Source organism: Amycolatopsis sp. Hca4, assembly GCF_013364075.1.
Taxonomy (GTDB): Bacteria; Actinomycetota; Actinomycetes; order Mycobacteriales; family Pseudonocardiaceae; genus Amycolatopsis.
This window is the reverse complement of sequence record NZ_CP054925.1, coordinates 5,674,048-5,687,603: the sequence shown is the minus strand read 5'-3', so window position 1 is coordinate 5,687,603 and position 13,556 is coordinate 5,674,048. Positions and strand designations below refer to the sequence as shown.

Sequence of the window (13,556 nt, the reverse complement as noted above, 5' to 3'; positions counted from 1 at the left end):
GACCAGAGTCATTCGTATGGGTACGCGTGGGTCGAAGCTCGCGCTCACCCAGACCGGGACCGTCGCCGACGCCCTGCGCGCCACCGGCGTCGAGGTCGAGATCGTCAAGGTGACCACGCCCGGCGACAAGTCGCTGGCCCCGATCTCGACGATCGGCGTCGGCGTGTTCACCTCCGCGTTGCGGGAAGCCTTGCTGCGCAACGAAGTGGACGTCATCGTCCACTCGTACAAGGACCTGCCGACGGCGCCGGAGCCGGGCATCACGCTGGCCGCCGTGCCGCCGCGCGAGGACCCGCGGGACGCCCTGATCGCGCGTGACGGGCTCACCCTCGGCGAGCTGCCGCCGGGTTCGAAGGTGGGTACCGGCGCGGCGCGGCGCACCGCGCAGCTGCACGCGCTGGGTCTCGGTTTGGAAATCGTGCCGATCCGCGGCAATATCGACACCCGCATGCGGAAGGTGACCGACGGCGAGCTCGATGCCGTGGTGCTGGCGCGTGCCGGACTGGCCAGGGTCGGACTGGTCGAGGTGATCACCGAGACCCTCGACCCGATCCAGATGCTGCCCGCGCCCGCCCAGGGCGCGCTGGCGGTGGAGTGCCGGGCGGGAGACGTGGACCTCGAGCAGCTGCTCCGGTCCACTTTGGACGACGAGGGCACGCGGGTCGCGGTGACGGCCGAGCGTTCCCTGCTGGCCGCGCTGGAGGCGGGGTGCAGCGCGCCGGTGGGCGCGCTCGCCGAGATCGTCGAAGATCTCGACGCCGACGGCAAGGTCGTGGAACGGGTCTCGCTGCGCGGCACCGCCGCCGCGGAAGGCGAGAACGGCGCGGTGGACATGGTCCGGGCCTCCGCGCTGGCCGACAAGGACCAGGCCGCCCAGCTGGGCAAGGACCTGGCCGCCGAGCTGCTGGACCTGGGAGCCGGAGTCCTCTCCGGCCCTGCCCAATAGCGCTCTCGCGAGCGCTTTTCGAAGACGTAGGAGATCTGCGGCCGCGCGATCGTGCACGGTCGCCGCAAGAGGAGAAACGCACAGATGACCCCCGCGCGAAAGACCACCGGGCGCGTAGCGTTCGTGGGCTCCGGCCCCGGCGACGCCGGCCTGCTCACGGTCCGTGCCCAGGAGCTGCTGACCAAGGCCGAGGTCGTGGTGACCGACCCCGACGTGCCGCAGGCCGTGCTGGCGATGGCCGCCGAGGGCGCCGAAGTCCGGCCCGCCGTCGGCGAGGCCGCCGAGGTCGCCAAGGACCTGACCAACGAGGCCAAGGCCGGCCGGCTGGTGCTGCGGCTGGTCGCGGGCGACCCGCTGACCACCCCGGCCGTGGTGGCCGAGGTCCAGGCGGTCGCGCGCACGAGCGCCGTGTTCGACGTCATCCCGGGCGTTTCCCCGGCCGCGGCCGTCCCGGCGTACGCGGGCGTCGCGCTGGGCGGCACGCACACCGAGGTCGACGTCCGCGGCGACGTCGACTGGGCGGGCCTTGCCGCCGCGCCCGGCCCGCTGGTGCTGCACGCGACGTCGGCCCACCTGGCCGAGGCCGCCTCGGCGCTGACCGGCAACGGCGTCCCGGCGTCGACCCCGGTCGCGGTCACCGCGAACGGCACCATCAACACCCAGCGCACCCTCGACACCACGCTCGAGAAGCTGGCCAACGACGCGGGCGAGCTCGTCGGGCCGCTGATCGTCACGATCGGCCAGGCCGCCGGGCAGCGCTCGAAGCTGTCGTGGTGGGAGTCGCGCGCGCTGTACGGCTGGAAGGTCCTGGTGCCGCGCACCAAGGAGCAGGCGGGCGAGATGGCCGAGCGCCTGCGCGGCCACGGCGCGACGTCGCACGAGGTGCCGACGATCTCGGTCGAGCCGCCCCGCAGCCCGGCGCAGATGGAGCGCTCGGTCAAGGGCCTGGTCGACGGCCGCTACCAGTGGATCGTCTTCACCTCCACCAACGCCGTGCGCGCGGTGTGGGAGAAGTTCGAGGAGTTCGGGCTCGACGCCCGTGCCTTCTCCGGCGTGAAGATCGCCTGCGTGGGTGAGTCGACGGCGGCGAAGGTGCGCTCGTTCGGCATCATCCCGGAGCTGGTCCCGTCGGGCGAGCAGTCCTCGGAAGGGCTCCTGGCCGAGTTCCCGCCGTACGACGACGTGCTCGACCCGGTCGACCGCGTCCTGCTGCCGCGGGCGGACATCGCCACCGAGACGCTGTCGGCCGGCCTGCGCGAGCGCGGCTGGGAGATCGACGACGTGACGGCCTACCGGACGGTCCGAGCGGCCCCGCCGCCCGCCGAGACCCGCGAGATGATCAAGACCGGCGGCTTCGACGCGGTCTGCTTCACCTCGTCCTCGACCGTGCGGAACCTGGTCGGCATCGCCGGCAAGCCGCACACCCGCACGCTGGTCGCGTGCATCGGCCCGAAGACCGCGGAGACCGCGGTCGAGTTCGGGCTCCGGGTGGACGTCCAGCCGGAGAAGGCGGACGTGCCGCACCTGGTGGACGCGCTGGCCGAGCACGCCGCCCGGCTGCGTGCGGAGGGTGCGCTGCCGCCGCCGCGGAAGGCGAAGCGGGCCCGCCGCTCCTGAGGTTCTGACGACGAAGGCCGCCCCGGTTCGCCGGGGCGGCCTTCGTGCGTTTCAGCGGGGGTTGGTCTCGCGCCACTTCAGGTAGTCGGCCACCGAGGCGGGTACGTCGAACTCCGGCTCGAACCCGGTGTCCTCGCTGAGGCGGGAAATATCCAGGTACGGCCCGCCAGAGCCGCCTGGTGGAAGGGTCGTGCCCAGCGCAGACGCGAACTCGCCGTACGTGAACGGGCGGCCGCTCGACACGTTGTACGTGTCGTGGTTCAGCCCCGGAACCGTGGTCAGCAAGGCGATCGCGCGGCCCGCGTCCGGGGCGTAGCAGACGTCGCCACCGTCGTCGGTGTGCAGTTCCGGGGGCGAGACCGCGTTGACCAGCGAGGGAATCGGGCAGAACGGCGACTGCGGGTCCACCAGCGGGCCCCAGATCGTGCCGATCCGCAGCACCACCGGCCGGACCCCGCTGCCCGCCAGGCTGTGCGTCGTCAGCGGCTCGACCGCCTTCTTGTAGGCGACGATCAGGTGCGGCAGCGCAACCCCCGGCAGCGGGAGGTCCTCGGTCCACGGGCTCTCCGGCCGGCCGGCGTACACGCCGAGGCTGCTCGCGACGGCGAACCGCCGGACACCCCACGCGCGGGCGGCGTCGAGCGCGTTGAGCAGGCCCGCCGTGTCCGTCCGGAAGAACTCGACCGGGTCGTCGCCCGGGATGCTGCCCGCGAGGTGCACGATGTCGCTGATCTCGTGGCGCGAGCCGAGCGCCAGGAACCTGTCGCGGTCGGTGACGTCGAGCTGTTCGACCGTGACCCGGCCGGCCAGGAACGCCGGGACTTCGGTGCGCCGGTGGGCCGTCACGACGACGTCGTGGCCGAGGTCGAGGAGCGCGCGGGCGGTGTGGGCGCCGATCATGCCGAGCCCGCCGGTGACGAGGATCATCGCGCCAGGCTAGGAACGCCGTTCCGGCGGTTCTTGAACGAATCGCGCAGGAACGGCAGGTAGGACGCCGAATGGTCGTGGCCGCAGGCGCACGCCTCGACGCTCCCGCCGAGCAGGGCGCGCGGGGTGAGCCCGGTCAGGCGGAGGCACTCGCGGCTCAGGTGGGCCTGGTCGGCGTAACCGGCGTCGGCGGCGAGCCCGGCGATGCTGCCCGCGCCGGCCTGGGCGAGCGCGAGGAAGCCCTGGAACCGCAGCGTCCGCTGGAGGGCCTTCGGCGAGACGCCGACCGCCTGCAGGCAGCGGCGGCGCAGCTGGCTGGGCGACAGCGCGAGGTGCCCGGCGAGGCTGTCGATGCCGACCGGGTGCCACGGCATCAGCAGCCGGACGGCCTCGGTGACCAGCGGGTCCACCGCTCTGACCGGCAGCAGGGCTTGGATGGTTTCGAGGGCACGCTCCGGGGAGCCTGCCATGGCCACGGCTTCGGCCAACCGGTCGGCGGCCAGGTCGACGTGCTGGTCGACCAGCTCGTCCAGCGGCATCGGGAGGGGCGGTGCGGCGCCCGGGTGGAAGCGCAGCCCGACCAGGGTCAGGTGCGCCGGGAGGACTTCGAGCCGGGCCCTGGTCAGCGGGCCGAGCAGCCGTGGCCGCCCGCCGATCGGGAAGTGGAGCTCGACGCCGCCGGTGGGCAGGTGCCGCTGGACGTACGGCTCGTCGCCGACGCGCTGGATCCAGAGTGTCCGCAGGTCGCCGGCCAGTGCGGGCACGGGCAGGCGTTCGACGTACACCCGTCGTACCGAATACTCCGGGCCGTCCGGGGTCAAGCACCCTTGCGGAACTCCGGCAAAACGAACCGGAGTAACTTGGTAGGGGTGTTCCCCGAGCATCGTCCCCGCAGGCTTCGCACCACCCCGGCCATGCGCAGGCTGGTGGGCGAAACGACGCTGCGGCCACGCCAGCTGATCCTGCCGATGTTCGTCGCCGAAGGGATCGACGCGCCGCGGCCGATCTCGAGCATGCCCGGTGTCGTCCAGCACACCCGCGACACGCTGCGGAAGGCCGCCGTCGACGCGGTCAACGCCGGGGTCGGCGGGCTCATGCTGTTCGGCATCCCGGCCAAGCGTGACGCCGAAGGCTCCGGAGCCGTCGACGAGAAGGGCATCCTCAACGTCGCCCTCCGTGACCTGCGGCACGAGCTCGGTGACGCCACCGTGCTGATGGCCGACACCTGCCTCGACGAGTTCACCGACCACGGCCACTGCGGCGTCCTGGACGCCGACGGCGCGGTCGACAACGACGCCACCCTGCGGATCTACGCGCAGATGGCGATCGCGCAGGTCGAAGCCGGGGCGCACGTGCTCGGGCCGTCCGGGATGATGGACGGCCAGATCGGCGTCATCCGCCGGGCGCTCGACGAGGTCGGCCACAAGGAAGCGGCGATCCTCGCCTACTCCGCGAAGTACGCCAGCGCGTTCTACGGCCCGTTCCGCGAAGCCGTCGACTCGCAGCTCAAGGGTGACCGCAAGACCTACCAGCAGGACCCGGGCAACGGCCGCGAGGCGCTGCGCGAGATCGAGCTGGATCTCGCCGAAGGCGCGGACATGATCATGGTCAAGCCCGCGCTGGCCTACCTGGACGTCATCAAGGCGGCGGCGGACATCTCCCCGGTCCCGGTGGCGGCGTACAACATCTCGGGCGAGTACGCGATGGTCGAGGCGGCCGCGGCGAACGGCTGGCTGGACCGCGAGCGGACGATCCTCGAGGTGCTGACGTCGATCCGCCGTGCGGGCGCCGACATGATCCTCACCTACTGGGCCGCGGAAGCCGCTGCCTGGCTGGATTGACCGGCTAGAGTCCTCGCGTGGCAAATGAAGAAGACCTCACGGGTCTCACCGACGACGAACGGCGCAAGCAGGGCCGGTCGCCCGACCCGGTGCTCCCCGGCGAGAAGGCGCCCAAGGCGGCCCCGCCGCGCCCGGTGGCCGTGTCGTTCTGGCTGTGGCTGGCCGGCGGGGTCGTGCTGATCCTCGGGTACGTCCAGCTGATGGCCGGCAAGTCGGCGGTCATCGACCGGTACGTCGAGGGCACCAAGGACCCGAAGATCACCCCGCAGATGATCGCGGACGGCGTCACGGCGATGCTGTGGTTCCTGCTGGTCGGGTCGATCGTGTTCACGCTGCTGTTCCTGCTGTTCGCGTACAAGGCCCGCGAAGGCACCCGCTCGGCCCGGACGGTGCTGACCGTGCTGCCGATCGTGATGGTGCTGCTGATCTTCACGTTCGCGCCGGTGCTGACATACCTGACGCTGGTCGCGGTGCTGCTGTTCGTGATCGCCCTGGTGCTGCTGTACCTGCCTTCGGTGAGCGGCTACTTCCCCAAGGTCGGCAAGAAGCTGTGAGGTTGTACGCCGAGTCGGGCGTGAGCTGGGCGGCCATCGGCTGGGGCCCGGCGTTCGCCCTGGTCGGCGCGCTGGCCGAGCTGGTGACGGGCGGCCCGGTGCACGTGGTGGGCTGGTTGCTGGTCGCCTTCGGCCTGTGCGTGATCACGATGCCGTGGGTGTACGCCCGGCGCCGGTTCCTCTCGTTGGAAGTGACTTCCGAGCAGCTGCGGCAGGGCCGGGAGAAGGTGCCGGCGGCGCAGATCGCGTCGGTGACGGACGTCGGGGCGCCGGTGGGCGCCCGTGTCCTCGGCGGCGGCTGGTCGGTGCCGCGGAAGTACGACTCGCTGCCGGTGGAACTCGCTGACGGCTCGGTGGTGCTGGCCTGGGCGAAGGACGTCGAAGCGCTGCGGGACGCGCTGGACCGGCTCGTCCGGGCGACGCCGCGGGAAGCATGAGAAAATCGGCGTTGTGATCGACCTTCCGCAGCCCACCGGGGCCGAGCTTTGGCCGCCGGAAGAACCCGGCCCGCAGGCGAGGCTGCACAAGCCGTGGCGGGGGCTGGTGACCGCCGTGGAGGTGGTGCTCGCCGTTCTTGCCGGGTGGGCCGCCTACGCCTGCTGGCACCACAGCGTCGCCACCGTCGTCACCCGCACCGAAGACGGCGCCGTGCTCGAGTCGCACCGGTACTTCGGCGGGCTGCTCGCCGCCGCCATCGGGCTCGGGACCGTGGTCGCCCTGCTGCTCGTCGACGCCGTGCGTCAGCTGTCGCTCGCGATCCGTGCCCGGAGCCCCAAGCCCAAGGCCTGATACACAGCTGGCGCACAGGCAACGAACAGTCAATTGCTAAGCCGCGGCACCAAGGTTGCCGCATGACGCGCGTGCGTGCCTCGAAGGCATGGGTGATCAACGGAGCACTGGTCGTACTGCTGGCCGGGGCGGGATTCGGGATATACCAGGCATTCAGCCCGGCACCGAGCTCGGCGCAGGCGCAGTCGCGCAGCACCCCGGTCCGCCGGGCGACGGTCACCGAGACCGTCTCCGCCGCCGGCACCCTCGCCAGCAGTTACACCGGCACCGCGAACTTCGCCACGGCAGGCAAGGTCACCTCGATCGACGTCAAGGTCGGTGACGTCGTCAGCGCCGGCCAGAAGCTCGCCACCGTCGACGGCACCCAGGCGGCGAAGCAGCTCCAGGTCGCGAAGGCGAACCTCACCGTCGCCCAGAACGCCCTCGACACCGCCGAGACGGCCGAGGCCACCCCGGCCACCGGGCCGAACAGCCAGAACGCCCAGACCAGCGCGGCCAACAACGTCGCCTCGGCCCAGGCGAAGCTCGACCAGGCCCAGCTCGACGTCCAGACCGCGCAGCAGGCGCTCGACAACACCGTGCTGTACGCACCCGGCGCCGGCACGGTCACCGCGATCAACGGCACCGTCGGGCAGCAGTCCTCCAGTGGCTCCTCGGCCGCGAGCCAGTCGTCGAGCAGCGGCAGCGGGCAGGGCTCGTCGTCGAACTCCAGCTCGGCCGCTTCTTCGTCCTCCGGCAGCTCCGGCTTCATCACCATCACGAACCTGAGCGGCCTGGTCGTCAACACCTCGGTCGCCGAGATCGACGTCAGCAAGGTCAAGGCCGGCCAGAAGGCCACCGTGACGCTCAACGCGCTCCCGGACAAGCCGATCCAGGCCACCGTGTCGAGCATCAACCTGACCCCGACCACCAGCGGCAGCGTCGTCTCCTACGGCGCGCAGCTCGCACTGACCAGCCCGCCGGACGGGCTGCGGCCCGGCCAGTCGGCGAGCGTCGTGATCACCGTCGCCGAGGCGGACAACGCGCTGAGCGTGCCCGCCGCGGCGGTGCAGACCGTCGGCAGCACCAACCTCGTCACCGTGCAGGACAACGGGCAGAACGTCACCCGCCAGGTGCAGATCGGGTTGCGCGGCGAGTCGACCGTCCAGATCATCTCCGGGCTGACCGAGGGCGAGAACGTCGTGCTCACCGCGACGGCCGCGACCGGCACCACCGGCGGGAACGGGCGCGCCGGCGGCACCGGCGGGTTCCCCGGGACCGGGGGCACCGGCGGCTTCCCGGGTGGCGGCCAGCGCGGCACCGGCGGCGGCTTCGGCGGGCGCGGATGAACCCGGTGATCGCGGTCTCCGGACTGCGCAAGACCTACGGGGCAGGCGAAACGGCGGTGCACGCGCTGCGCGGCGTCGACCTCACCGTGTGGCCCGGCGAGTACGTCGCCATCATGGGCGCGTCCGGCTCGGGGAAGTCGACCCTGCTGAACATGCTCGGCTGCCTGGACGTGCCGACGTCCGGCCGGTACCTCCTGGACGGGTTCGGCGTCGGGAAGCTCAACGAACGGCAATTGGCGTTGCTGCGCAACCGGAAGATCGGCTTCATCTTCCAGTCGTTCAACCTGGTGCCCCGGACGTCCGCGTTGTCCAATGTGGAACTCCCGCTGGTCTACAGTGGACTGCGAAGGTCGGAACGGCGGCGGCGGGCGCTCGCGGCGCTGGAGATGGTCGGGCTGTCCGACCGGGCCAAGCACCTGCCGAGCGAGCTGTCCGGCGGCCAGATCCAGCGCGTCGCGGTGGCCCGGGCGCTGGTCACCGGCCCGGCGATGCTGCTGGCCGACGAGCCGACCGGCAACCTCGACCGGCGCAGCACCGAGGACGTCCTCGGCGTGTTCGACCGGCTCAACGCGCTCGGCCGCACCATCGTCGTCATCACCCACGAGGACGAGGTCGCCGAGCACGCACACCGGGTCGTCCGGGTCGACGACGGGCTCATCGTGTCGGACGAAGTGACGCGCACGACCGGCACGGTGGGGGCGGTGTTGTGAACCTCCTCGAAATCCTGCGGTTCGCGGTGCCCGGGCTCACCGCGAACAAGCTGCGCTCGGCGCTCACCACGCTCGGCATCACCATCGGCGTCGCGGCGGTGATCCTGCTGGTCGCGGTGGGCAACGGCGCGTCGGCGGCGATCGCGGCCAGCATCCAGGGCCTCGGCACGAACGTCGTCAACGTCTCCCCGGCCCGCGGCGGCGGCCAGGGCGCGACCGCCCGGCCGCTGACCGTGCAGGACGCGCACGCGCTCGTCGACCCGGTCGGCGCCCCGGACGTCAAGGCCGCCTCGCCGGTGGTCAACACGACGGCGACCGCGACCTACGGGCAGACGTCCTACGACATCTCCAGCGTCGCCGGCACCGAACCGGCGTACTTCACCACCACCAACCGCGAGCTCGCCCAGGGCCAGCTGTTCACCAGCGAGGACGTCACGGCGGCGCGGAAGGTCGTCGTGCTCGGCCCGACGACCGCGGAGTCGATCTTCGGCACCGCCGATCCGGTCGGCAAGAACGTGCTGCTCAACAGCATCCAGTTCACCGTGATCGGGGTGCTGCAGGCCAAGGGCAGCACCGGCCTGCAGAACGCCGACGACGTCGCCATCGCGCCGATCTCGGCGGTCCAGAACTCCCTCGCCGGGTACGGCAGCCTCAGCCAGATCGCCGTCCAGGCCACCAGCGCCGACTCCGTCTCGCTGGCCCAGTCCGAGATCACCGCGATCCTCAACGCCCGCCACGGCATCCGGCTCGGCGGTACCCCGGACTACCAGATCCAGAACTCCGAGCAGCTGCTCGCGACGCGCACGTCGGCGACCGAGACGTTCACCGTGCTGCTGGCGGCGGTCGCGGCGATCTCGCTGCTGGTCGGCGGCATCGGCGTCACGAACATCATGCTGGTCACGGTCACCGAGCGGATCCGCGAGATCGGCATCCGCAAGGCCATCGGGGCTCCGCGCTCGGCCATCCTCGGCCAGTTCCTCGCCGAGGCGACCATGCTCAGCCTGTTCGGCGGGCTGCTCGGCGTCGCCATCGGGCTGATCGGCAGCCGGTTCACCATCTCCGGGATCAAACCGGTCGTGGTGCCCTCGTCGATCCTGCTCGCCTTCGCGGTATCCGCCCTGATCGGGCTGTTCTTCGGCAGCTTCCCGGCGAACCGGGCCGCCAAGCTGAGGCCCATCGACGCTTTGCGTCACGAATAAGGAGTCTTCGCATGTCCACCCACACGACGACCCCGCCGGGGGACGAGCCGACGGCGATCCTCCCCGCCGTGGAGCCGACCGCGGAACAGATCGTCGCCAGCCCGGCCGTCGACGGTGACCTGAACGCCGAGATGCGCCGGGCCGCGAAGCCGTTCTCCCGCACCACGCTGGTGCTCGCCGGGCTGGTCGCCTTCGCGATCGCCTTCGGTGGCGGCGCCTGGACGCACGCGGCGTTCGGCACTTCCACGCCCGCGCGCCCGAGCAGCACCGCCGGCGGCGCCCAGGCCCGGGGGCAGGGCGGCACCGGGCAGCAGCCCGGCGCGGGCCAGCAGGGCGGTGGGTTCCGCGGCGGCCGCGGCACCACCGGCACGGTCGACCACGTCGACGGCACCACCGTCTACGTCAAGACCGCGCAGGGCGACGACGTCAAGGTGTCCACATCGGACTCGACCACGGTCGGGGTGACCCAGCCGGGCAAGCTGTCGGACCTCAAGCCGGGCGCGACGGTCGTCGTCCAGGGCCAGGCGGGCAGCGACGGGACGGTGGCCGCGCAGGCCATCACCCAGCAGGCCGCGCGCTAGTTGAGGACGATGATCGCGGTGTTGAGCGCCGTCGCGTAGAGGATCCAGGCGAGGTAGGGCACCAGGAGCGCGGCGGCGGCCTTCGACCGGCGGGCGAACAGGACGATCGTCACCACCACGACGACGTCCAGCAGCACGATGTCGGCCAGCGCCACCCGGGCCGCGCCGCTCTCGAAGAACAGCGGTGTCCAGAGCAGGTTGAACAGCAGGCCGATGCCGTACGCGGCGAACCCGCGCGTCTCGCCGTCCGTGCGCCAGTACAGCCAGCCGGCCACCGCGATGGTGACGTACAGCACCGTCCACACCGGACCGAACAGGGATGCGGGCGGCGCCCACGGCGGCTGCTCGAGCCGCGCGTAGACCTCCCGTGCCGACGTCGCGGCCAGGCCGCCGACCACGGCCACCACGGCGACGGCGCCCGCGAACCCGGCCAGCATCAGCCACTGGTTGCGGTGCGGGGCGCGTTCGGTCACCGGCTGTTCCCCTCCCGGGCGGCTGCCCGCCATCTTAGGCGGGTTTGGGAGTATGGACTCGTGAGCACAGGAACCGAGCAGTCCAAGGCATGGTTCGAACGCGCGAAGGCGGCCGTCCCGGGCGGGGTGAACTCGCCGGTGCGGGCGTTCAACTCGGTCGGCGGCACCCCGCGCTTCATGGTCCGCGGCGAGGGCCCGCACCTGTGGGACGCCGACGGCAACCGCTACGTCGACCTGGTGTCGTCCTGGGGTCCGATGATCCTGGGGCACGCGCACCCGGCGGTCGTCGAGGCGGCGCGCACGGCGGCGACGTCCGGGCTCTCGTTCGGCACGCCGACGATCGGCGAGGTCGAGCTGGCCGAGGAGATCATCGGCCGGGTCGCGCCGGTCGAGCGGGTGCGGCTGGTCAACTCGGGCACCGAGGCCACGATGAGCGCGATCCGGCTGGCCAGGGGGTTCACCGGCCGGTCGAAGATCGTGAAGTTCGCCGGGTGTTACCACGGTCACGTCGACGCGCTGCTGGCCCAGGCCGGCTCCGGCGTCGCGACCCTCGGGCTGCCGACGTCGCCGGGTGTCACCGGCGCGCAGGCCGCGGACACGCTGGTGCTGCCCTACAACGACCTCGACGCGGTCCGGAAGTCCTTTGAGGACAACCCGGGGGAGATCGCCGCGGTGATCACCGAGGCGGCGGCCGGGAACATGGGCGCGGTGGCGCCGGTCGACGGCTTCAACGCGGGCCTGCGTGAGATCGCCCACGAGCACGGCGCGCTGCTGATCATGGACGAGGTGATGACCGGGTTCCGCGTGTCGCACGCGGGCTGGTTCGGCCTCGAGGGGGTGGCCGGCGACCTCTACACGTTCGGCAAGGTGATGTCGGGCGGCCTGCCGGCGGCGGCCTTCGGCGGCCGCGCCGACGTGATGGCCAAGCTCGCCCCGGGTGGGCCGGTCTACCAGGCCGGGACGCTCTCCGGGAACCCCGTCGCGGTGGCCACGGGTCTCGCGACGCTGCGCGCGGCCGACCACGCCGTGTACGCGGCGCTCGACGCCAACGCCAAGCGACTCGGCAACCTCTTCCACGCCGCGTTGAGCGAAGCCGGGGTTGCGCACAACGTCCAGTACGCGGGCAACCTGGTGAGCGTGTTCTTCGGCGAGGAGCCGGTCCGCGACTACGTCGGCGCGCAGGCGTCCGAGACGTGGCGCTTCCCGCCGTTCTTCCACGCGTTGCTCGACGGAGGCGTGTACGCGCCGCCGAGTGCGTACGAGGCCTGGTTCGTCAACGCGGCCATGGACGACGAAGCGTTCGCGGTGATCGAAGCGGCTCTGCCCGCGGCGGCGCGCGCGGCGGCCGGAGCGGTCCAGTGACCACCGTCGTCCACATGCTGCGGCACGGCGAAGTGCACAACCCGACGAAGATCCTCTACGGCCGCCTGCCGGGTTACCGGCTCTCCGAGCGAGGGCAGCGGCAGGCGCTCACCGTCGCCGAGGCGGTGGCCGGGCACGACCTCGTGCACGTCGTCGCGTCGCCGCTGCAGCGGGCGCAGGAGACGGCGGCCCCGATCGCCGCCGCGCACCGGCTCGACATCGCGATCGACGAGGGCCTGATCGAGGCGGGCAACCAGTTCGAGGGCCTGCAGGTGGCGGTCGGCGACGGCGCGCTGCGGGAGCCCCACCACTGGCCGAAGCTGGTGAACCCGTTCAAGCCGTCGTGGGGCGAGCCTTACATCGAGATCGCGCACCGGATGCTCGGCGCGGTCCACCGCGCGCGCGAGGCGGCTCTCGGCCATGAAGCACTCTGCGTGTCGCACCAGCTGCCGATCTGGACGCTCCGGCGGTTCCTCGAGGGCAAGCGCCTGTGGCACGACCCGCGGCGCCGCCAGTGCTCGCTGGCCTCCCTGACGTCGCTGGTGTTCGACGGCGACGAGCTGCGCGAGATCGTCTACAGCGAGCCCGCCGGCGCGACCGACCCGAAGGTGACCGGGGCATGAAACGCCTGGTCGTGGGCCTGGTCGCGGCGCTCGCGCTGGCCGGCTGCAGCACGGGCAAGGACGCGGTCGTGCAGGGGAGCAGCTTCAGCTTCGTCTCCCCGGGCGGCCAGGTCGACATCACCTACGACCTGGCCCGGCGCCAGACGGCCCCGGTGCTGGCCGGCGAAGACCTGATGAACGAGGGCAAGCAGCTGTCGCTGGCGGACTTCGCGGGCAAGGTCGTGGTGCTCAACCTGTGGGGCCAGTGGTGCGGGCCGTGCCGCACGGAGGCGCCGGAGATGGAGTCGCTGGCCAAGCAGGGTGTGCAGGTGGTGGGGATCGACGTCCGCGACCCGGCGCGCCAGGTGGCCCAGGACTTCGTCCGCGACCGGCAGCTGACGTACCCGTCGATCTACGACCCGGACGGCCGGGTGCTGCTGAAGCTGAGTGGCTACCCGCGCAACATCATCCCGTCGACGATCGTCCTGGACAAGCAGCACCGCGTGGCGGCGGTGTTCCTGCGGCCGGTGCTGGCGCAGGACCTGCTGCCGGTGGCCCAGCGGCTGACCGCCGAAGCCTGATCGGGGCCTTTTGCCGGTTTCCCACCGGGATGGGGGGTTTCTCGGC

Annotated in this window: 16 protein-coding genes; 13 read left to right on the top strand and 3 right to left on the bottom strand. The window is 72.0% G+C overall.

The window, feature by feature from the left end; translation table 11 throughout:
- The first annotated feature begins 16 nt into the window (after positions 1-16).
- On the top strand, positions 17-946 hold the full coding sequence (hemC, locus tag HUT10_RS24975) for a hydroxymethylbilane synthase (RefSeq protein ID WP_176173427.1): 930 nt from the start codon (positions 17-19) through the stop codon (positions 944-946).
- 84 nt (positions 947-1,030) lie between these two features.
- A complete protein-coding gene (locus HUT10_RS24970; protein ID WP_176173426.1) occupies positions 1,031-2,563 on the top strand; it encodes a bifunctional uroporphyrinogen-III C-methyltransferase/uroporphyrinogen-III synthase in 1,533 nt (510 codons plus the stop codon).
- A gap of 51 nt (positions 2,564-2,614) precedes the next feature.
- On the opposite strand, the gene HUT10_RS24965 is transcribed toward HUT10_RS24970, so the two are convergent.
- Positions 2,615-3,490 (bottom strand): NAD(P)-dependent oxidoreductase, encoded by an 876-nt coding sequence (locus tag HUT10_RS24965; RefSeq protein WP_176173425.1) that lies wholly within the window; start codon positions 3,488-3,490, stop codon positions 2,615-2,617.
- On the bottom strand, positions 3,487-4,275 hold the full coding sequence (locus HUT10_RS24960; protein ID WP_254897020.1) for a helix-turn-helix transcriptional regulator: 789 nt from the start codon (positions 4,273-4,275) through the stop codon (positions 3,487-3,489). The genes HUT10_RS24965 and HUT10_RS24960 overlap by 4 nt, the downstream gene beginning before the upstream one ends.
- Positions 4,276-4,359: 84 nt before the next feature.
- Here HUT10_RS24960 and hemB point away from each other — a divergent pair, with 84 nt between their 5' ends.
- The 8 genes from hemB (at position 4,360) to HUT10_RS24920 (ending at position 10,492) form a co-directional block, all read left to right on the top strand.
- Positions 4,360-5,331: a porphobilinogen synthase gene (gene hemB / locus HUT10_RS24955; RefSeq protein ID WP_176173423.1), complete on the top strand. Its 972-nt coding sequence runs from the start codon at positions 4,360-4,362 to the stop codon at positions 5,329-5,331.
- A 17-nt stretch (positions 5,332-5,348) separates the two neighbouring features.
- The gene (locus HUT10_RS24950; protein ID WP_176173422.1) at positions 5,349-5,885 is read left to right on the top strand and encodes a hypothetical protein; all 537 of its coding nucleotides are present in this window, start codon (positions 5,349-5,351) and stop codon (positions 5,883-5,885) included.
- Positions 5,882-6,322 carry a hypothetical protein gene (locus tag HUT10_RS24945; RefSeq protein WP_176173421.1) on the top strand — a complete coding sequence of 147 codons (441 nt, stop codon included), beginning with the start codon at positions 5,882-5,884 and terminating at the stop codon, positions 6,320-6,322. The genes HUT10_RS24950 and HUT10_RS24945 overlap by 4 nt, the downstream gene beginning before the upstream one ends.
- A 13-nt stretch (positions 6,323-6,335) precedes the next feature.
- On the top strand, positions 6,336-6,674 hold the full coding sequence (locus tag HUT10_RS24940) for a hypothetical protein (protein ID WP_176173420.1): 339 nt from the start codon (positions 6,336-6,338) through the stop codon (positions 6,672-6,674).
- Between the two features lie 62 nt (positions 6,675-6,736).
- Positions 6,737-8,002 (top strand): efflux RND transporter periplasmic adaptor subunit, encoded by a 1,266-nt coding sequence (locus HUT10_RS24935; RefSeq protein ID WP_176173419.1) that lies wholly within the window; start codon positions 6,737-6,739, stop codon positions 8,000-8,002.
- Positions 7,999-8,712 carry an ABC transporter ATP-binding protein gene (locus tag HUT10_RS24930; RefSeq protein WP_176173418.1) on the top strand — a complete coding sequence of 238 codons (714 nt, stop codon included), beginning with the start codon at positions 7,999-8,001 and terminating at the stop codon, positions 8,710-8,712. Before HUT10_RS24935 ends, HUT10_RS24930 begins: the two co-directional genes overlap by 4 nt.
- The gene (locus HUT10_RS24925) at positions 8,709-9,911 is read left to right on the top strand and encodes an ABC transporter permease (protein ID WP_176173417.1); all 1,203 of its coding nucleotides are present in this window, start codon (positions 8,709-8,711) and stop codon (positions 9,909-9,911) included. The genes HUT10_RS24930 and HUT10_RS24925 overlap by 4 nt, the downstream gene beginning before the upstream one ends.
- 11 nt (positions 9,912-9,922) lie before the next feature.
- Entirely contained in the window at positions 9,923-10,492 is a 570-nt protein-coding gene (locus HUT10_RS24920; RefSeq protein ID WP_176173416.1) for a hypothetical protein, read from the top strand.
- On the opposite strand, the gene HUT10_RS24915 is transcribed toward HUT10_RS24920, so the two are convergent.
- Complete coding sequence (locus HUT10_RS24915) at positions 10,489-10,965, bottom strand: TspO/MBR family protein (RefSeq protein ID WP_176173415.1); 477 nt, start codon at positions 10,963-10,965, stop codon at positions 10,489-10,491. The two genes, HUT10_RS24920 and HUT10_RS24915, sit on opposite strands and share 4 nt — an antisense overlap.
- A 60-nt stretch (positions 10,966-11,025) precedes the next feature.
- Between HUT10_RS24915 and hemL the strand changes: the two genes are divergently transcribed.
- From hemL to HUT10_RS24900, 3 genes are read left to right on the top strand one after another with little or no spacing between them, the layout of a single operon-like run.
- Complete coding sequence (gene hemL / locus HUT10_RS24910) at positions 11,026-12,327, top strand: glutamate-1-semialdehyde 2,1-aminomutase (protein WP_176173414.1); 1,302 nt, start codon at positions 11,026-11,028, stop codon at positions 12,325-12,327.
- Positions 12,324-12,950: a histidine phosphatase family protein gene (locus HUT10_RS24905; RefSeq protein WP_176173413.1), complete on the top strand. Its 627-nt coding sequence runs from the start codon at positions 12,324-12,326 to the stop codon at positions 12,948-12,950. The genes hemL and HUT10_RS24905 overlap by 4 nt, the downstream gene beginning before the upstream one ends.
- A complete protein-coding gene (locus tag HUT10_RS24900; protein WP_176173412.1) occupies positions 12,947-13,510 on the top strand; it encodes a redoxin domain-containing protein in 564 nt (187 codons plus the stop codon). Before HUT10_RS24905 ends, HUT10_RS24900 begins: the two co-directional genes overlap by 4 nt.
- The last annotated feature ends 46 nt before the right edge of the window (positions 13,511-13,556 follow it).